We start from the raw sequence: 18,804 nt of genomic DNA, 5'->3' as shown, positions 1-18,804 counted from the left end.
GATAGGAAGATAAAAACAAAATGATTTAGGCTTTTTTAGAACCTATATAACCTTCTGATTTTGTTTGTTTTTCATCTGAATTCATCGCTTTTCTTGACGATTCAGAGCAAGGCAAACCTGAATGTGACCTTGCTCTCCTAATGGTGGTGGTGATGTCTGTTTTGTAATTGATAGTTTGTGGTTATTCTTTTGAAGGCGTTCTAGCGCTGTTGTTGTTTGGCTACCTTTGAGGGGAACAAGGTTGGTTGCGGAGCATGCCGAATTGTTTGTTGCTCGCTTTTATTGTGTCCTCACCGCTCTGACGATACCGAGGTAGGGGATTTCAATGATTAACTCGTCTTGTGACACCGCGATGATCTTTCGTGTATCGCCAATCATGCTAACAACAAGATCGGTCGCAAAGTTCTGGGTGACGTATTGAGAAATCTGCGCGTCGACGTGGGCAACTTTAATGCTATTGATATCGACATCAAATTTCACATGGCCTTCTCTCGTGACACCCCAGATCGCGTTATAGTCAATAGAAAACTTTGCCATGTTTCCATCAGCAGGGGTAATGTAGAAATGCATCTGGTTGATGGATTGATTGTTCTTAATCACGGAATCTAACTCAACATCCACGACGCGAATATCAAGTAGGTGATTCAATAACCCAAACTGGCTTGGATAGCCGCGATGCTTGACAGTCCAGCGATGGCCGTTGATGACCTCATTAATTGGGTTCACCGCGCGATAGTGGCGATTAACCACGACACAAACAATCGTCAGCAGTATGAGGATGAGTGTCAGTCTAATATGGGTGCGAATTGACATACGAGTGCTTTTCTCTCTGCGGTAGACCAGTAAAGGGTAGGAAATCGAGTCGCGGTAAACTCACCGATAACAGGTATGATTTCATAGAGTGATTGCTGCTGTGTATCCGTGATCATACTTTGGCACATCGCTACGCTCTCACTGTCTATTTTTACGTCAATAGGGGCATATGTTAAGGGGACAATTTGTATCGAGGGGGTTTGTATATTGGCGTAACCCTTTTGCCAATCGAGATACAAAGGCAAAAGGGAATGATAGATCCCGATCAGACAGAGGATATTAACTGCAAGCAATATTGGACGAGGCGAGTGGGCAATGATCCATTGAATAGCGCGTTGTCGCTTGTCACTTTCTTTTTCAAGACGTTGTTGATAGGCGGTCTCATCGAGCGTTTGCACTTCGCCAATAAAGGCGTAGCCCTTCATGACTTGCGTTTGAATAAAGCGCGGCGCGTCTGGATTATCTTTTAGTTGTTGGCGTAACTTTTTTACGGTGGTGGTCACATTGGACTTGGCACGGGCTTGCTGCCATATTTCCGCTAAAATGGCATCAGTACTTAAGTCTTCACCCGGGTGTAAGACAAAAAAGTAGAGTAATTTCCATTCATTAGAACGTAACTGTATTTCTTCTCGCGTTGACAACTCAATCAGCCGACCACTTCGATGATTAAAGAGATACTCATCGTTGATCAGAAAATAGTGCATTAATGCCGCTCCTGATGCAATTGGGATTCAATGTCAGCAAGTTTGGCCAACAAGGTTTGACTGTACTTAGAGTCTGTCTGATTAGCAACTTGCTTCAACTGGCGCTTTATAAATCGTTGAGAAATGATTAAGCGTTCTTTGTGAAGCTCGGCTTGTTGCTCAGCGCTCGCCTGCCCCCAAATTGCCGTTTTTTGCTTTTCTATACTTTCTAGCTCAGCTTGAATCGCGAGGCGTTTTTCTGCCAGTGTCTTAGGCCGACGACCTCGACCCGTCATATTGGTGGTTGATTCCGATGTCGGTAGAGCGTGTAAGTCGGCACTGAGTTGTAACTCTCGATTAATGAGTTTTTGATATGGGGTCATCTGTTTGCGGCCAGCACTTTGTTGGCGTAAATAACGTTGATGCTGCTGCCATAGCTCATCAGCACTGAGTGGTCGAATGTGACGTTGATTTGCTAGCGAACGGTAGTGTTGGTGAGCATCGAACAGTTCTTGTTCTGCGCGTAACAGAATAACGGGTTGTGGCACTGACGGTCGGCCGGGCTTTGCTTGGCGTTGCATCGCGTAGAGTTTCGCGAGGCGTTGGTGCTGGATAAATAGCAACACATGACGAAAGCGCTCACGCATCGTGATGGCGCCATTGTAGGTGTTATCGCCATGGTGTGATTTGGCAACCTGAGTAAGATAAGCCGCATAGCCACCAAGCCACATCGATTGTTCATCAGCAGAGAGCAGTGGGAGCTCAAATTCAATGATGGCTTTGATATCGTCGGTTTGCAGATGAGCGAAATAATCATCATTGAAAATTGCTCGGACGCTTTCAACCGCTTCATGGCTACTTAATGCGATAAGACGATACATGCCTTTCAAGCGACCAAATGTCAGTGCCAATTGAGGCCGTAGTTCAATCAGACGTTGAGGCGGCTCTGCATGTCGTTGTACTGCAAGTAGATAGTTGTCTAATTCTAGCCACAAGCGTAACTCTTCTGCGATACCGAGTATCGCATGACGTAGTTCTCTGCGTTGTTCGAGAGACAAATTTGGATAAGCGTCGCGAATGTTAGACTCAAAGTTTTGACGCTGTGACTTAAACTGATCAAAAAGTCGTGCGACTTCGATCTGATGACTTTCCAGTTCATCTCTAGCGGGGCGTCCACGGCGAGAATGTGAAGACATGAAGAACTCTATAGCAGCTAACATAATTAATTTATGATATATTAAATTGTTTTTTATGTGCAGCTATTTTTGTCATCAACAGGTCGTACTCGATCAGACTGAAGAGGTGAGTTGATGGAATTGGAAAAAATGAGTCCCCACGTCAGACAAGTTGCAGAGTTTTGTTTGCAACAAGATATAGGGCAAAGGTTAACATTGGAGGAGATCGTCAGTCAGGTCGTCCTTCCTCTCCCTTTAGTGCGTTCTGGTGTGTTGATATGTGAACGGGTCAAGCTCATCGAGACCGAAGCCGTTGGGCAATATCGTATCGTGTCACCGCCGCGGCAATTTCACCCCTATCGTGAAGCGCTGGTGGAAGAAAAGGCTGCGTTGAATGGTGTAGAGCGAGGGCGCGCACCCTTTTTGCCGTTAGATCGCGACGATGGTGTCACGTTTGAAGAAAGCAGTGAGCAGTTGGAGGATGAGCAGATTAAAGTCCTTAACTTGAGGATTCGTGAGCTTCAGCAACGTAACCTGAGCCTCGAGAACAGAAACCTGCAGCTTGAAGAGGAGCTGCGTATGCTTAAAGCGCAGTTTAAACACATTATTACATTGGCAAATGACGCAATTGAATCTGAATAAATTTGCGTGGTGGGATGAAATAACGGCGTGATAGGCGCCGTTTTTTACATCTGTTGTCTGAGGGCCTCTGTTGCCTCTTCATGTGACATCGATTGTGGCACCACTTTTACTGCTTTTAACCCTTCTTCTTCACCGCGATCTTCTATCTCCATATAGACACGTTGTCCGGGAATGAGGCGCTTGTAGCCATCCATTTCGATCGCACTAAAATGAATCATCACATCGATGGCAGCGCAGTCTGGTACGGCGAAACCGAAGCCTTTCTTATCGTTGAACCATTTTACCCGCCCTTTGGCAGTCAATATTGGATTACTCATAGGGATGCTTACATTGCGTGGACTGGCTGTGATTTTAACAGCCTTTTATTAAAAAAGCAGCCCAAGTACATTTATTAAATAGTTTATTAAATAGATAAAAGTTGTGATCCATTCAGCAAGATGATGGGTTTTGATCGGAATATTATGATTTGGCGCAAATTCAGCTTCTGTTCAGGTACCTGTTTAACACCTGAAAAGGTTTAATGACCTTCTATTGATGGTATTTCATCGCTGTTTTTGATGATAGTTATGCCTTTTCTGTTGTTCTTGATGTTTTAGTGGTTTGACAATGATGAATGTGAAAGTTCTGCCCCTGAGTCTGGTGACCTTGGCAGTCAGTTTCTCTGCGACTGCGAAGCCTGTTGACCTGACCGAGTTGTATCAACATACCCTTCAAAATAACCCCGGTTTACATGGCGCAGCGCTATCGCGTGATCTTGCCAATGAAAAAACAAACCAAACCAAAGCGTTGTACCGCCCCCAAATCGATGCTGGCCTACAGTATGGCATGCTGCGTAACGATTGGACGACCTTAACAGAGACGGATGGTCAAGGTGCTGAAGCATCTGTCACGCTGGGCCAAAACCTCTATAACCAAGAGCTCAACGTAGCGAATCGTATGAGTCAGCAAGGTGCAGAACTTGGCGAGGTGGCGTATGAAGTCGCTTTAGATAGCTTAACACTGCAAGTTGCTGTGGCTTATTTCAATGCTGTGAAAGCACAGGAAGCCCTCGAACTGAGCAATGCGACGCAAGCTGCGATTTCAGAGCACATGCGCCAGACAGAGCGCCGCTATGAACTCGGCCTTATTCCTTTGAATGATGTGCAAGAAACGCGTGCTCAATATGATCTCGCTAATGCGGCAGTGATCATGGCAGAAAATGAGGTAGAGAAATCACTGGATACGTTGTTTGAGTTGTCCGGTGAAGAGTATACCTCGGTGAAACCGCTTAACTACGACGCGTTTGATGCGGCGATTCCTCAAGCGCAGCCTGGTTTAAGTTGGGTAGAACAAGCTCAACGCTTCAACCCAGAAATGCGTGTTCAATCTCACCTCATTGACCTCAGCAAAGAACAAATAGCGTTAGCAGAAGCAGGTCATATGCCGTCATTGGGTCTAATGGCGCAGTTCAAATACGCCTTTGCTTCAAAAAGTCGTACGAATCAAATGACGCAGCCTAAAACGGCGTATGCAGACTTGGATGACAATGCTACCGCGATGCTAGGCATTGCAATGACGTTACCTGTCTACCGTGGTGGTGCGACAGATAGCAAGGTTGAACAAGCGCAGATCCAATACCAACAAGCGCTGCAAATTCAAGAGCAAACGTCGCGACGTGTTACCCGTCAAGTCCGCAATGCGGAGAAAGATCTTCACACATTAATCAGTGCCGAACGCGCTTATGAACAAGCCGTGATATCCGCGGAAGTGGCAAAACGCGCCACACAACAAGGCTTTGAAATCGGTACGCGTACCACTGTCGATGTCCTCGCAGCCACGCGCCAAGAGTTTGTCGCTAAGCAAGATCTGAGTGAATCGAGAATTAACTTTATCTTGGCGGCATTGAACTTGAAGTTTATTGCTGGTGACCTTTCGGCGAGTGATATCACTGCGATTAATGGTGGTCTTCAGCGCCAATAATTTCTGTTTTGAGGTTGTGGTGTTGTTTGCTTGTCCATGACCTCCTTTTTGTTGTTAACCCTTTTTTGTTGTTCGAGCGTTTCGTATCGAGATGGTGCTGCCATGTCGACGCTCATGTCGTAAATGAAGAGACCTGTTATGAAAAAACTTTCCCTGACTCTGGTAGCTGCCAGCATGGCGATGACCAGTGCGGCTGGTTTTGCCTCGCCTGCGACACCGGTGACGGTGTTTGAAGCACAAGCACTAGACCACACTCCTGTTACTTTTCAAATTGGCCGTATGGAAGCCGTGGAATCTGCAAAGCTGACCCCGCGTGTGAATGGCTACTTAAAAGCAAAATTCTATGATGATGGTGCCATGGTGCAGCAAGGTGATGTGCTGTTCGAAATTGACCCAACACCCTACAAAGCCGCTTACGACGCTGCAGTTGCGACACTGGCAGAAGCAAAAGCAGCGCTGCAAATCACTGAGCTAAACCATAGTCGTAATCAGCAAATGCTAGAGACGGGTGGTATTGCTCAAGCGCAAATCGATTTAAGCATTGCCGAGCTGCAAATGGCGCGTTCTCGTGTGACGTCTGCTCAAGCGAATGTTGTTGTCCAGCTAGATAACCTAGAACAAACCAAAGTTCGCGCACCTTATGGCGGTCAGCTAGGCAAATCAAACTTCTCCATCGGTGATATGGTCGGCACCGCGATGGGCCCGCTGACTGACATCGTTATGCTTGACCCTATTAACGTCAGCTTCAATGTCCGTGAAAGTGAAATCACGAACTTGAATCTTCGCAATGACGACGCAGTATGGGTCAGTCTTGAGATTGACAACGCTATTCATCCTGCGCTTGGACAAGTGACCTTCGTTGATAACAAAGTTAACCCAACTAACGGCACGATTTCGGTTTCAGCAACCTTTGAAAACGAAGAAGCGGTATTGATTCCTAACCAGTTCGCCCGTGTGGGTGTGAGTGCTGATCACGTCAATGGTGTGCGTATCCCGCATGAGGCCATTCACCAAGATACGGCTTCACAGTATGTGATGATCATCGAAGAAGGTGTGGCGACACGTCGTGATGTGACTGTGGCTGATCGCCAAGGTCAAGATGTGGTTGTTCAAGAAGGCTTGGCCGCAGGCGAGCCTGTGATTATTGGTGGTCTGCAGCGTATTCGCGCAGGCGCTCCTGTTGTTGCTGCTAACTAAGAGTTGTCATGTTAAGTAAATTCTTTATTAACAGACCTAAGTTTGCGTTCGTTATCTCGATTTTCCTGACGCTAATTGGTCTGATTGCGATTAAAACCATGCCGATCTCGGAATACCCGAGTATCACTCCACCGCAGGTGCGTGTTGTTGCTTTTATGCCGGGTGCGAGTGCAGAAACGGTGAAAGAGGTGATTGGTAACCCAATTGAATCGGAAGTGAACGGCGTAGAAGGCATGGTCTACATGCAGTCTCGTTCTTCTAACGATGGACGTTACTTCTTAAACATCACGTTTGAAAACGGCATCGACTCCGATATGGCGATGGTTAACGTCTCCAACCGTGTTGCGACGGCGGAAAACTTATTGCCATTTGAAGTGCGTGCCCGTGGTGTGCGTATTCGTAAGGCGTCTCCCGATGACCTAATGGCGATCTCTTTCTATTCGCCTGAAGGTGCGATGGATGAGCTTGAGCTGAATAGCTGGGTCGAAGCGAACTTCATGGAGCGTTTGGCGCGTGTCCCTGGGTTAGCAACGGCTGACTTGGTGGGTGCAACCTATGGTATGCGTGTGTGGACCGATATCGATCGCATGGCGAGCTTAGGGGTAAGCACTATCGATATCAAAAACGCGATTCGTGAGCAGAATGCGGTAGTACCTGCTGGGCGTATTGGCCAAGGTCCAAGCCGTGAAAACGCGGCGATGCAATACAACTTAATTACGCAAGGGCGACTCAGCTCGGCGGAAGAGTTCCAGCAGATTATCGTTAAAACCAACCCAGATGGTAGTCAAATCTATCTTGGTGACGTGGCGAAAGTGGAAGTTGAACGTCAGTTCTTCGATGCTTACGCGACTTACAATGGTCAACCTGCTGCGCTCGTCACGACATCACTGGCACCGGGTGCGAATGCGCTAGAAGCGGGTGCAGCAACCGTCGCCATTTTGGAAGAGATTGAAGCGCTATTGCCAGAGGGTGTGGTTTACGCCATTCCGTATGATACGACCGTGGCGGTTGAAGTATCGATCACTGAGATTGCAAAAACCTTGATGATCGCCGTACTGCTGGTTATTGCGGTAACCTATCTGTTCCTCGGCAACATCCGCACCACACTCGCCCCAATTGTGGCGATTCCTGTCTCTTTGATTGGTACTTTTGCATTTATGCAACTGGGCGGTTTTACCATCAATACGGTAACGCTGTTTGGTTTGATCCTCGCTATCGGTATCGTGGTCGATAATGCCATCTTGGTGGTAGAGAACGTCGAGCGTATTCTGCATGAAAATGCGGAAATGGACGCCAAAGAAGCGACAGTGCAAGCCATGTTAGAGGTGACGGGGCCAATTGTTGCATCGACCTTGGTTATGCTGGCGGTATTCATTCCGGTGGCGATGCTCCCGGGTATTACTGGCCTGATGTTCGCGCAGTTCTCGATCACCATTTGTATTGCACTGGTCCTGTCAGCGGTTAACGCATTGACCCTATCTCCGGCACTGTGTGCCATGGTCATGAAGCGTGTTGATAAGCCTGCTGGCTGGTTTATCGCCTTCAACCGAGTCTTCGACAAGATCACTGAAGGTTACGGCAAAGTCGTCACTGTGTTTGTCCGTAAATCGATTGTTTTGTTTGTCTCGTTTGTTGTGGCAATTGGTGCCATGGTTGCGATGAATGACAAAGTACCCACCGCTTTCGTCCCGTCTGAAGACAAGGGGGTACTTGCTGTCGCCATGTTCCTGCCAGACAACGCATCTAAAGCACGTACGCAAGAGATTGTGACACAAGCAGAAGCGATTCTAGCCAACGACCCAGCGATTGAAGACTTTGCGGCCGCGGTTGGATTTAACGCATTGTCGGGTGGTGTATCTTCAAACGCAGCAGCGCTTTTCGTTAACTTGAAGAGCTGGGATGAGCGTCTTGCAATGGACGGTGACCATACTCAACAAGCTGTCGCGCAACGTCTTAACATGCAGCTTTACAGTATTGATAAGGCGATGAGTATTGCAATGGGTCTACCACCTATTCCGGGTATCGGTATTGGTGATGCACTTGAAGTGATGATTCAGGATACCGCGGGTCGTAGTGCGCAAGAGCTAGCGACCATGACGTATACCCTGATGGCCGCGGCAAACCAAGCGCCTGAGATCACCAATGCGATGACGACCTACCGCGCCAACGTGCCTCACTTCAATGTCATTATTGACCGTGAAAAAGCGCGCCAAATGGGGGTTGCAGTCGGTGTGATTAATGACGCAATGGCAACCCACCTGGCTTCTGCATACGTGAATGACTTTGCTATGAATGGCCGTAGCTATCGTGTCTTTGTGCAGGCGAAAGGTGAGCAGCGTGATGATCTCGAAGATGTGTTGCGTATTCATGTGCCTTCCGCAACTGGTGCACAAGTGCCATTGTCTGCTGTCGCGACGATTGAGCCGACGCTAGAGCCCGATATGGTCACCAGCTACAACATGCTAACGGCGGCGCGCCTACAGATGAACCCTGCGCCGGGCTACTCATCTGGCCAAGCCATTGAAGCTTTAGAGCGCGTTGCTAATGAAGTGCTGACTGATGGTTACACCTTCGAGTGGACTAACATGGCTTACCAAGAGAAGTTGGCGGGTAACGCGGCACAAATTGCGATGGCATTAGCGCTCGTCTTCATTTACCTCTTCTTGGTTGCTCAGTATGAATCTTGGGCACTGCCTGCGGCAATCATCATTGTTGCGCCAATTGCTGCGGTTGGTACCTTTGCTGCGCTATTGGCGGGTGGTCAAGCGTTGTCAATCTACGGGCAGATTGGTTTGATCTTGCTGGTTGCGTTGGCAGCGAAGAATGCCATCTTGATGGTGGAGTTTTCGAAGATTAAGCGTGAAGATGAAGGACTCAGCATTGATGACGCGGCTATTCAGGGCGGAAAGATGCGTTTCCGTGCGGTGAACATGACGTCTTGGTCGTTTATCCTCGGTATCTTGCCATTGGTGTTTGCTGAAGGTGCGGGGGCGGTATCGCAAAATACCACAGGTCTTGCGCTACTCGGCGGCATGCTCGCGGTATTGTGTGTCGGTTCAATGATGACGCCGGGCTTCTATGCTGTGTTCCAACGTCTACGTGAAAAAGTGAAAGGGAAATAGCTTTTAATAATTATTTAATTAAATAGCACAAAGTTGCTGGTTTATTCTCAAACCAGCCGCTTTTAATTTAATTATTTACCTAATAAATACGTTGTTCAGCTAAGGTTCAGCTTGGAAAGCTGAACATAGCCTTAATCCTTGAGCGCGCTATTTGAGCTGCTGTCCATTTTACTCTCTTTAGCGCGCAATGTTGTTTATGTTGTATTGGTACCCCAAAATGAAAAAACTACTTCTATCGGCTTCTATTCTCGCAGCGCTGTCTGCTGCTCCTGTTATCGCGGAAGACGAGATGATCGATCCGTCTGACTTAACTCGCGTTTATACTCAAGCCGCTTTCTTCGTCACTTCTGATGCTGACGTGCGCATGTCTTCTATGTTCACGGGTGCATGGAGCGAAAATATCCAGTTTGCTGGCTTTGTTGAAGGTAACTTTGGCGATGCGTCGGGCAAAGATGGCGATAACTTCGGCATTAACTACAAAAATGGCCGCGCTCAGTACTTCCAAGTACACACCACCAACAATGCTTACATGCCACGTGCAGGCTTCATGCTTGACGCGATTCACTTCAATGTGAAAGGCGCAGAAGATGCCATGTTAGGTTCTGTGGGTGCTATTGGTTTGATCAATCCAGCCTTTACTGGTGGTGCGATGGTATTCCCTAACGCGAACTACACCTTTGGTGAGATCATGGGTGAGTCAGTTGACGGTTTCATGCTGAACCTATTCGCGACTATCCCTCTGGGTGACGGTGGTGCATTTGTTCAAGCGTGGCCTGAATACATGAATGTCTCTGGCGACAACATTAAAGCTGAGTCAACGACTTACAACGTGATGTTTAACGCGCCAATTAAGTCAAATCGCTCGCAGTGGTTAATGACTAAGCTTGCCTACGGTAATCAAGACATGACCCTAGGCGGCGAGAAGCTTGAAGGTGATTACGAGCTAAAAGCTGAAATCGGCGTGAAGTGGTTCTTCTAAGCAGATATCAATACACAACGCTATTACTTGAATGAATCAGTGATTCAAAAAACAAGTGATTGTGACCCAATCCCCGGCCGCGTATGGTCGGGGATTTTTCGTCGTTGGATTTAATTATGTACAAATTAATTTATCTCTTTCTCGCTGGGGTTTTTCTGAGTGCGGGAATGGCTGAAGGTAAGGAAACCGACGACACTATCAAGGAAGATAAGACATTTGCATTGGCGCCGATGGTGTCCTCAAGCCCCTCGATGGGGACCGGGTTAGGCTTCAATGCCTCTTACCTTTATCAAACCGATGAACAAAGTCGTCCCTCTCAGTTGATGATGGGCGGGCAATACACGACGAATGACAGTTACAACCTCTGGGTAATGAATAATGCCTCATTAAAAAGCGATACTATTCGTAGTATTTCTTTTGTTGGGAATTGGCACGTTAACAACAGCTTTAAGCAAAGCTGCCCAAATGATGCGAATGACTGTGATCCCAATGAAGAGGTGAAATATAACTCGGACAACATCGTTATCGGTCAACGTCTGATGTTCGACATCGGGCATAATTTCTGGTTCGGTGGCGGCGGCTACTGGGGGCGCAACATCGCGAAGGGTCTCAATGCCGCTGGCGACGACTTTGTCGATGCCCGTAACATGAGTAGTACCAACACCGCTGGACTTTTCCTTGCTGTCAGTTACGACACACGTGATAACAACTTCTATCCAATGCAAGGCTCTATGATTGAGTTAAGCCCTTCAATGAGCATCAAAGCCCTTGGTAGTGAATATAATGCAAAACAGCTGCGTGTCGATGCGCGCCATTATATGACCGTGAACCAGAATGATGTCATTGCACTTCAGTCAGTTGCTAATGTTGTCGAGAAAGGCACGCCAGTCTCCGGGCAGTCATTTTTAGGCCGTAATAATGTGCTGCGTGGCTTTAATGCAGGTGAGTACATGGGTGAAGCTTTGTATGCTGCCCAAGCAGAGTACCGTTACCACATTTCTGACAAATGGAAGCTGGTTGGTTTTGGTGGGTTAGGGGCGTTGCGAGGTGAAACCGCACGTCAGTTTGATAACGATAATCTCTACTACTCTGCGGGTGCGGGTGTGCGTTATGCCATTCAGCCTCAGGCACGCGTTCATTTCCGCTTCGATATCGCGATTGGCAATGATGGCAACGATGGCTTTTATGTGGGTATTCAAGAAGCCTTTTAATGCAGACGGCGAATCTGTATCAGTAAACACCTTTCGATCACAAAGTTGGTCTTTTATTCGTTGTTTTTTTACAACGAATAAGGGTTCTTAGAGTTTTTTTCGTTCTTATTTTCTCTCTTACAATATAGTATAACTGTTGTTTAAGGTGTATTGAGATGTTGAATAAGACGTTTAAAAAAGCTGCCCTGGGCGTGTCAATCGCGATAGCAACCCATACCGCGGTTGCGACTGAATTGAGCGATGTGACTTTGTTTACCGCGCAAGAGATCATCACGATGAACAATGACCAGCCTACTGCACAAGCTGTTGCGGTGCATGAAGGCGAGATCATTGCCGTTGGTGAAACCGATGCGTTGTTGAAGCAGTATGGTGAAACGGAAGGCTTTACGCTAAACACGGATTTTGAAGAGCAAGTGTTAACCCCTGGATTTGTTGAACCGCATCTTCATGCTTGGTTATTGGGTATTCTGACCCCGTTGGAGTTTATTACCCCTGCAGATTGGACGCTACCTTGGGGAGATGTGAAAGGGGTGCAAAGCGAAGACGCGTTTATTGCCCGTATCAAAGAGTTAGACGCGGAGCTTGCAGAAGGTGAGCCATTGTGGATTTGGGGATATCATCAATATTTCCACGGTGGAAACATCAATAAATCACTCTTAAACGAGATTTCAAGCGATCGTCCTATTGTGGTTTGGCATCGTTCATTCCATGAAATGTTCTTTAATGATCAAGCGCTGGCGATGTTTGGCTGGACCGAAGCGGACTGGCAAGGTGAGGCTTATGGCTATAACCATTTGGACTGGGAAGCTGGGCATGCGTTTGAGCAAGGTGGGCCGATAATCTTACCAACCGTGATTGGTACGATGGCTCAGCAAGGTTTGATTCATAAAGGCTTTGAGCGCACCAAGCAGTACATGCAATCTGCAGGGGTTACCACTGCTATTGACCCGGGGATCTCCGTGGACGATGACACAATCAAATTGATGGTGAGCATCTTTGAGAGCGGTGATTTCGGTATGGACTATTGGATGATGCCATCAGCTTTCATGCTTAATGCTTTTGCTGGCGGTGATAACGACAAAATACTCGCAATGCATAAGGCACAAGTGACTAACCCGAGCACACAGGGCGAACAGGTGAAGTGGATGCCAAACCACGTCAAGCTTTTTGCTGATGGTGCAATGTATTCTCAGCTCATGCAAATGAAAGACGGTTATACCGACGGTCATGACGGCGAGTGGATGATGTACCCTGACCAATTAGAAAGTATTTGGGGTGCTTATTGGCAAGAAGGTTATACTGCGGTCATCCATGCCAATGGTGACTTAGGCTTTGATACTGCGGTAGGTATTCTTGAAAAGCTTAACAAAGCGCATCCGCGCGATGACCACCGTACAGACTTCCACCATTTAGGGTTCACGGATAAAGACGATATTCCACGCGCGGTAGAAGCGGGCGCAAGCTTTAGTGTTAATCCGTTCTATACCCATGTTCTTGGTGAGAACTATAGCCAGTTTGGTATCGGTCCTGAACGCGCCTCAGAAATGTCTCGTGGTCGTTCGTTCCTTGATGCGGGCGGTCGTCTATCCTTGCATTCAGATGCGCCAATGGCACCGGCGAGTCCGTTGATGATGATGTGGGCGAGTGTGAACCGTACCGGACTTTCTGGCAAAGTATTGGGGCCACAAGAGCGAATTACCGCACAAGAAGCGCTACGTGCAGTGACGCTTGACTCCGCTTATACTGCGCGTTTAGATAATGAAGTGGGCAGTATTGAAGTGGGTAAGCTGGCAAACTTTGCTGTGCTTGAGGCAAGTCCTTATACCGTGAAACCTGAAAATATCAAGGATATTGGTGTAAAAGCGACTGTGTATAAAGGCCATACCTTTGTCTCGGAATCAGGTCGTTCGGCTGGCATTGCCATGGATGATGAAAACTTCATGATCGCGCAACTGCTCAACCGAATGGATGTGGCGCTGGGACGTGGTGTTGACTCTTGTCAATTTTCTACCGAGATCCAACGCGCGTTTAGCACGCTTGCGTTGTAACGAACTGTGACTGCCAAGAAGGCCTCATCGTACTATGAGGCCTTTTTTATGTCGGCTGACAAAGCTTATATAAGGTCTGAGAGGTTATCGATTAACCAACGTTTCACTTGTCCCATATCGACACTATTTTGCCAGCTCAGTACACGTTTCAGTGCAAAATCAGGAATCGCATCAAGGTGAACTTGAATGAGTTGTCCTGAAGCTAAGAATGCTGAGACCGCTGGTAACGGTAGTAATGCCCAACAAGGTTTTTGTTGAATTAACGCAATGGCTTGCTCAATGGAGGTAACGCGTTGTACCCGCTCGATGCGATCCAAACGAATAGCATTTTCTAGCTCAGGGATAGCAATGAGTGCGCGGGTTCGAAAATCATCAAACTTCTCTGCTTCTTTTAAACCACTCTTCTCTGCTTGTGCTTTGCCGACGACGGCAACCAGTTTTTTCTCAGTAAGGTGTTTAAATTGCATGCTTTCTGGTGCATCAAGATTGAGAAAGAGTCGTAAACCTAGTCCAGAAGGATCGCGTTGAAAGTGCTGGTGGTGCTGGTCACCTTGAAGCGAATGCCAGTTGAGTTGCGTATGAGGGAAACGGTCTGCGACAACAGCGTCGATTTTGCACATTTCGTTCGTTGAGATAAAGGCGTCACAGTAGAGATTCAGCTCACTTTCTATATCCGCTTGTATAGAGAGACTGTAATGATAAAAATTATTGTAGTGACGGACTAAGCTTCGCGCTTGACGGTAGAGGCTTTCGCCAGCATCGGTCAATCCAATCGTGCGGCCATGTCTTTCGAAGAGCGTGATGTTTAAATCAGCTTCTAAATTCGAAATAGCGACACTGATCGTGCTTCTATCACGGCCAAGTTTTTTGGCTGCTTTGGTAATGGATTGGAGCTCAACCACGGTGACGAAGTAGTTTATGTGTTCGAATTGAAAAGAATTTAGCACGCGAAAGTCCACAACTTGATTTTGTTTAATTATATACTTAAACCACCTCAAGATGCAGTGTTATATTTCGCTACGGTGCGTTAACACCCCCTTTGCGTAAAAGATGAATGATACCTGAAACAATAAGCCCTTAGCGATATTTGATAATGTTAGACTGGCCCATATTTAAAATAGGCTAGTCTTTTCGTTTAGTGGGTATTGAAATCAATTTGATAGTCGTCGATATGACGGTCATAAAAGGCGTTAAACTTTTCTATTTCATAGTCTACAAAACCGTGGTGGAAAACTTTGGCAAATTCAGGGTTAATGTGGTCGCAAATACCTTGGTATGTTGCGCCTGAAAAAGCCAAGTAATAAGCGTCTTGTTGACAGTATTCGGCTTGCCCTTGACGATAACCGATTAGATACGCGTTATAATCCTCACTGTTGCTGATACTCGCTGCATCCAGTACTGGACGACCTTGCATTGCCCATGCGTGCCCAGTCGCTTGCCAATCATCACTTTCTTCAATGGCGAGGTGTGAAGAGCAAGCCGAGATGGCTAAAATTGAGCCTGTAAGTATGAAAAGCTTAGACATGTTCATATCGCTTCCTTTCTTAGGTTCATATCACTTTGAGGTTGCTTGAACTTAAAGTATAACGAATAAAGCTGAATGAAAAGTGAAGGGAAAGGTAAATCTGTCTATGTTTTTTAATTGTCGTTGGAGTGTTTATTTGAATCATTGAACCGTTTCTTTGGTGCCATGAAGATCTGAGGGTAACATCTCTTTGAAATGTTTAAATACGTTTTAAATGACGGCTTTTCCTATCATTTTGGGTAGATTTAACAATTAAACATGAAGGTTTTATTGAATATCTACTCTGTTTTCGATTGTGTTTCGACTTAAATATGGCCTCAACAAAGAGAATGAAAATCTTTGTTGAGGCGTTTCGACGAACGTAAATTTACATTACTTTGCACATAAATAGACGTTATTTAGCCAGCTTGGTTGCTTGCGCTATTTGTGTTCCGACATGGCGATACTGATCGCCCGTGTAGATATCAGGTTGCGCCCCTTCTTGGTAAAGGACGATGATATCTGAACCACCAAACATGAAGTAGCCGAACTCTTCGCCTTTTTGCATTTGGGTGCCGGGAACTGCAACCATCTGAACAGAAGAGACTTGAGCCATTCCGACTGGCACAACTGCCACTAAACCAATGTCTCCATAAGGCGAGGTCGACGTGTCGATGACGACAATACCGCGCGCCTGAGCGAATTCGTAGCCGTCAGTCGAGTTGTCGGGAGCGTCAAACTGCCCTTGTGTTGCAGAGTGTTTGTCTTGGTCAATGACCACGTTCATATACACTTTGCCGTGAACCGCGCGACACTCCTTTAACTCGCCAGCTACCGGGCAATGGAAGTGGTGATAAGAATAGGGCGCTAAAAAGTAGTGAACAAAGGTGCCATTGGCGAACATATCCGCATAAGGGCTGCCTGCCAAAAGGTCGGTGATATTCCCGAAAGAGTGTGTTTTCTTTAGGGTGATATCCGTGTTGTTTTGCTCACTGCTGAAGACTTCGGATTGCGGGCCAATCTTGTACTGTGCTCGATAAGTGCAGTCTGCGGGACAGGTAATGACGGTATTGGTTGTTGGGCTGGTTATCGGGCGCAGGCCGGGATTGAGGCGGCGGGCAAAAAACTGATTGAAGGTTTTCCAGCCACTGGGGTTGTTTGGTCGTAGCTCGCCATCCACTTCGATCATCGAATTTTCAACTTGATAAAGCGGTGAGTTGTTTCGGAAGTTGTCGAGTTGCTCTTGACTGAATGACGCTTCGGTATTGAGGAACTCTCCCCAGCATCGCGCATATTCCACCATCCATTGACTGAAATCCGGATTGGATTGCATGGTTCGGCCACTGCTATCGAGTTTTTGATTGATTAACCAATAGAAGTGGCACAAGCGATCGTACACTTCTTGTTGTGTCCCTGTCTCCGGATCTGTCCAGGCGGGGTTATCCGTTTGGTCTGGTGCCCAGCGAGCGTATTCGGTTAAGTAGAGCGTATATTCGTAGAGGTTTGCCGGCCACTTGAGGGCTGAAAACAGTGTGCTGTTTAAATGCTGTTCTGCATTGGATTTGGCATACGTCAGTGAGCTTTCAAGGTCCTCTCGTACTGAGCGATTCTCTTCACAGTACATTTCTAGCTTACTGATGAGGTTGTCTGAGTTCATGTCAATCTCCGTCTCATAAAACAATGTTTGTTTCATCGTTCGCGTGAAGCCAGATCGCGATTATTGCAGTTTAGGCGAGTTATTTATGCGCGGGTGTCTATAAAGCTGTTCTTTGGCGACATGAATAGTGGTATGTGATTCGCGTGTGAAAACGGATAATTGAAGAAAGGCCATTAGGAGATGAATGGCCTTTGGCACCACACTTAGCTCTACTGTGGTTACTTTTGGAGTTGATAAAAATCGGCAAGATCACCGTTGATGCGTTGACCTTGTTGATCGAGTTGAATGAGACGATTTTCGGCAACAAAGTACTGTTGAGTGCCGACTGTGATGGTGTTGCCTTTGTCATTCCAAGTAATCTGCCCGTCGTCACTGTATATACGATTCTGTTGATCGCCAAGATAGATTTGTGAGAGCTGATAGTCGCCGCTTGCGGTGACAATTAAGGTGGTGGCGATGCCCTCGCAATCTTGACAAGGAATGGTGCCCGTGTAGGTGCCGTGCCAATCGAGTGCATGCTTTGCGCTGTGAGCTGAGGCTGAGCTTTCTGCTTCACTGACTGGCTCTGGGTGAGCAATATCGGAAGGGATCTCAGGAAGTTGCGCAGGTTGCGCGGTTGGTTCTGTTTCAGTTGCTTTTTGCTCGTTGCAACCTGCCATGATGAGGCTAGCGAGTAGCAGGAGTAATACTGACTTTTTCATTATTTAGTCCTTTGTTGAAAACGCAAAGTAACGATGACGAGTCGCATCGGAATGAAGAGAGTTTGATGCGTACTTTCTGTTGTTGGCGCAAATAGTAGGGACAGAATGAAAATTTCGCGTCAACGCGATGTCAGGATACGGTGAGTAAAAGGGTGATTGAACTAAGTTCACAAAGTGAGAGCGGGAGAAAAGGGGGCAGGCAGACGAATCTGCCTGAGTTTGCGTTACCAGCCATGTTTAGGGGAAAAGGCCAGTGACGAAAAGCGTGCTGCAGGCAAGCTGAGAGGATCGGTTGGCATCGGAAAGTGTGGAACGCGGTGTATGGCATTGATGATAGGCTGACATTGACGTTTGTCACCCTCTGTAATGCTGGCTGCTTGAACGCGTCCAATAGAAGAAAGCTGCAGTGAAACCACACAGTGTGCTCTTAGCGCTTGCTTAATTTGCCTTTCAATAAGGCGGCGATACTCTTGATGTAGTCGGCGAGATTCGTCGGTTTGCTCAATGACATCAGGCGGTGTCATTGGCTCATCTTCAATCACTGTTTTTACTTCTTCGCGTATATTAGCGAGAGGAAGTCGATTCGTTTGAGCGGGCTTAACGCGATCGGAAGAAGGGAAAGGGCTAGTATCGACATTTGGGGCGACGACCATTTCCTCTTTTAGGGTGTTTTCAAGTTGCTCTAGGCGATGTGCTTTTTGTAATTTCGCCGCATCACTGTCACTGAGCACTTGATAAGTGAATCCGCTTTCGAGGGGAATGGCTTTTACGAACTCACCCGACGGGGTGGTAATGACCAAGGTGTTTGCCGAAACCAAAAGTGGAAATAGACTAAAAAAAAATACCAAGCGCTTCATTTCACCTTCCTACTCTAAAGCGTCAAAAAATCAACGCCTATTATGCCCATTTCTGAAAGGGTTGTAGCAGATAGAAATGTGAACTCTGCCGACGAAATCGCCGTATTTTAATGAAACGAGTGTAGACTTGGTCACGTTTTGGGAAGTGATGTCAAAGGTTTGTAGTACTGAAATCTGTCTTACGTCACTTAGTTTGGGAGGGAGTGTCATCCAAGCTTCAACATCGCAGGCTATGTTTGCCTATCTTAGGGCCCTG

At 46.9% G+C, this 18,804-nt stretch carries 16 protein-coding genes; 7 read left to right on the top strand and 9 right to left on the bottom strand.

From position 1 onward, the window contains the following. Positions 1-279 precede the first annotated feature (279 nt). Genes TSUB_RS11340 through TSUB_RS11330 form a run of 3 tightly spaced genes read right to left on the bottom strand, consistent with a single transcriptional unit; the run spans position 280 to position 2,692 of the window. A complete protein-coding gene (locus tag TSUB_RS11340; RefSeq protein WP_087016109.1) occupies positions 280-813 on the bottom strand; it encodes a hypothetical protein in 534 nt (177 codons plus the stop codon). After that, complete coding sequence (locus TSUB_RS11335; RefSeq protein WP_087016111.1) at positions 786-1,517, bottom strand: winged helix-turn-helix domain-containing protein; 732 nt, start codon at positions 1,515-1,517, stop codon at positions 786-788. Before TSUB_RS11335 ends, TSUB_RS11340 begins: the two co-directional genes overlap by 28 nt. Beyond that, the gene (locus TSUB_RS11330; protein WP_087016113.1) at positions 1,517-2,692 is read right to left on the bottom strand and encodes a hypothetical protein; all 1,176 of its coding nucleotides are present in this window, start codon (positions 2,690-2,692) and stop codon (positions 1,517-1,519) included. Before TSUB_RS11330 ends, TSUB_RS11335 begins: the two co-directional genes overlap by 1 nt. Positions 2,693-2,806: 114 nt before the next feature. On the opposite strand from TSUB_RS11330, the gene TSUB_RS11325 reads away from it, so the two are divergent. After that, positions 2,807-3,313 (top strand): hypothetical protein, encoded by a 507-nt coding sequence (locus tag TSUB_RS11325; protein WP_087016115.1) that lies wholly within the window; start codon positions 2,807-2,809, stop codon positions 3,311-3,313. A gap of 44 nt (positions 3,314-3,357) precedes the next feature. Here TSUB_RS11325 and TSUB_RS11320 read toward each other — a convergent pair whose 3' ends face one another. Then, a complete protein-coding gene (locus TSUB_RS11320; RefSeq protein WP_159064738.1) occupies positions 3,358-3,630 on the bottom strand; it encodes a cold shock domain-containing protein in 273 nt (90 codons plus the stop codon). 289 nt (positions 3,631-3,919) lie between these two features. Here TSUB_RS11320 and TSUB_RS11315 point away from each other — a divergent pair, with 289 nt between their 5' ends. The 6 genes from TSUB_RS11315 (at position 3,920) to TSUB_RS11290 (ending at position 13,829) form a co-directional block, all read left to right on the top strand. Further along, a complete protein-coding gene (locus TSUB_RS11315) occupies positions 3,920-5,272 on the top strand; it encodes a TolC family outer membrane protein (RefSeq protein ID WP_246616358.1) in 1,353 nt (450 codons plus the stop codon). Positions 5,273-5,410: 138 nt separating this feature from the next. Continuing rightward, positions 5,411-6,469: an efflux RND transporter periplasmic adaptor subunit gene (locus tag TSUB_RS11310; RefSeq protein ID WP_087016117.1), complete on the top strand. Its 1,059-nt coding sequence runs from the start codon at positions 5,411-5,413 to the stop codon at positions 6,467-6,469. 8 nt (positions 6,470-6,477) lie between these two features. Further along, positions 6,478-9,591: an efflux RND transporter permease subunit gene (locus TSUB_RS11305; protein ID WP_087016119.1), complete on the top strand. Its 3,114-nt coding sequence runs from the start codon at positions 6,478-6,480 to the stop codon at positions 9,589-9,591. Between the two features lie 217 nt (positions 9,592-9,808). Continuing rightward, a complete protein-coding gene (locus TSUB_RS11300; RefSeq protein ID WP_087016121.1) occupies positions 9,809-10,570 on the top strand; it encodes a hypothetical protein in 762 nt (253 codons plus the stop codon). Positions 10,571-10,686: 116 nt separating this feature from the next. Continuing rightward, entirely contained in the window at positions 10,687-11,781 is a 1,095-nt protein-coding gene (locus TSUB_RS11295) for a BamA/TamA family outer membrane protein (RefSeq protein ID WP_159064739.1), read from the top strand. A 155-nt stretch (positions 11,782-11,936) separates the two neighbouring features. Next, positions 11,937-13,829 carry an amidohydrolase gene (locus TSUB_RS11290; RefSeq protein WP_087016125.1) on the top strand — a complete coding sequence of 631 codons (1,893 nt, stop codon included), beginning with the start codon at positions 11,937-11,939 and terminating at the stop codon, positions 13,827-13,829. Between the two features lie 65 nt (positions 13,830-13,894). Here TSUB_RS11290 and TSUB_RS11285 read toward each other — a convergent pair whose 3' ends face one another. From TSUB_RS11285 to TSUB_RS11265, 5 genes are all read right to left on the bottom strand, one after another. Then, positions 13,895-14,776 carry a LysR family transcriptional regulator gene (locus tag TSUB_RS11285; RefSeq protein ID WP_159064740.1) on the bottom strand — a complete coding sequence of 294 codons (882 nt, stop codon included), beginning with the start codon at positions 14,774-14,776 and terminating at the stop codon, positions 13,895-13,897. A gap of 188 nt (positions 14,777-14,964) precedes the next feature. Further along, positions 14,965-15,360: a DUF2799 domain-containing protein gene (locus TSUB_RS11280; protein WP_087016129.1), complete on the bottom strand. Its 396-nt coding sequence runs from the start codon at positions 15,358-15,360 to the stop codon at positions 14,965-14,967. Positions 15,361-15,748: 388 nt separating this feature from the next. Then, entirely contained in the window at positions 15,749-16,990 is a 1,242-nt protein-coding gene (locus TSUB_RS11275) for a phosphatidylserine decarboxylase (RefSeq protein WP_202819716.1), read from the bottom strand. Positions 16,991-17,208: 218 nt separating this feature from the next. Next, on the bottom strand, positions 17,209-17,691 hold the full coding sequence (locus TSUB_RS11270; RefSeq protein WP_087016131.1) for a copper resistance protein NlpE: 483 nt from the start codon (positions 17,689-17,691) through the stop codon (positions 17,209-17,211). A 224-nt stretch (positions 17,692-17,915) separates the two neighbouring features. Next, positions 17,916-18,548: an energy transducer TonB gene (locus TSUB_RS11265; RefSeq protein WP_087016133.1), complete on the bottom strand. Its 633-nt coding sequence runs from the start codon at positions 18,546-18,548 to the stop codon at positions 17,916-17,918. Positions 18,549-18,804 lie beyond the last annotated feature (256 nt).

Origin of the sequence: Thaumasiovibrio subtropicus (assembly GCF_019703835.1) — a bacterium.
GTDB classification, from domain to species: domain Bacteria; phylum Pseudomonadota; class Gammaproteobacteria; order Enterobacterales; family Vibrionaceae; genus Thaumasiovibrio; species Thaumasiovibrio subtropicus.
The sequence above is the reverse complement of the archived record's forward strand: the minus strand, read 5'-3'. Positions and strand labels throughout refer to the sequence as shown.

Coding starts and splice junctions, on each gene's coding strand:
- TSUB_RS11340 (WP_087016109.1), bottom strand. CDS start 813: ATGTCAATTCGCACCCATATTAGACTGACACTCATCCTCATACTGCTG.
- TSUB_RS11335 (WP_087016111.1), bottom strand. CDS start 1,517: ATGCACTATTTTCTGATCAACGATGAGTATCTCTTTAATCATCGAAGT.
- TSUB_RS11330 (WP_087016113.1), bottom strand. CDS start 2,692: ATGTCTTCACATTCTCGCCGTGGACGCCCCGCTAGAGATGAACTGGAA.
- TSUB_RS11325 (WP_087016115.1), top strand. CDS start 2,807: ATGGAATTGGAAAAAATGAGTCCCCACGTCAGACAAGTTGCAGAGTTT.
- TSUB_RS11320 (WP_159064738.1), bottom strand. CDS start 3,630: ATGAGTAATCCAATATTGACTGCCAAAGGGCGGGTAAAATGGTTCAAC.
- TSUB_RS11315 (WP_246616358.1), top strand. CDS start 3,920: ATGATGAATGTGAAAGTTCTGCCCCTGAGTCTGGTGACCTTGGCAGTC.
- TSUB_RS11310 (WP_087016117.1), top strand. CDS start 5,411: ATGAAAAAACTTTCCCTGACTCTGGTAGCTGCCAGCATGGCGATGACC.
- TSUB_RS11305 (WP_087016119.1), top strand. CDS start 6,478: ATGTTAAGTAAATTCTTTATTAACAGACCTAAGTTTGCGTTCGTTATC.
- TSUB_RS11300 (WP_087016121.1), top strand. CDS start 9,809: ATGAAAAAACTACTTCTATCGGCTTCTATTCTCGCAGCGCTGTCTGCT.
- TSUB_RS11295 (WP_159064739.1), top strand. CDS start 10,687: ATGTACAAATTAATTTATCTCTTTCTCGCTGGGGTTTTTCTGAGTGCG.
- TSUB_RS11290 (WP_087016125.1), top strand. CDS start 11,937: ATGTTGAATAAGACGTTTAAAAAAGCTGCCCTGGGCGTGTCAATCGCG.
- TSUB_RS11280 (WP_087016129.1), bottom strand. CDS start 15,360: ATGAACATGTCTAAGCTTTTCATACTTACAGGCTCAATTTTAGCCATC.
- TSUB_RS11275 (WP_202819716.1), bottom strand. CDS start 16,990: ATGAACTCAGACAACCTCATCAGTAAGCTAGAAATGTACTGTGAAGAG.
- TSUB_RS11270 (WP_087016131.1), bottom strand. CDS start 17,691: ATGAAAAAGTCAGTATTACTCCTGCTACTCGCTAGCCTCATCATGGCA.
- TSUB_RS11265 (WP_087016133.1), bottom strand. CDS start 18,548: ATGAAGCGCTTGGTATTTTTTTTTAGTCTATTTCCACTTTTGGTTTCG.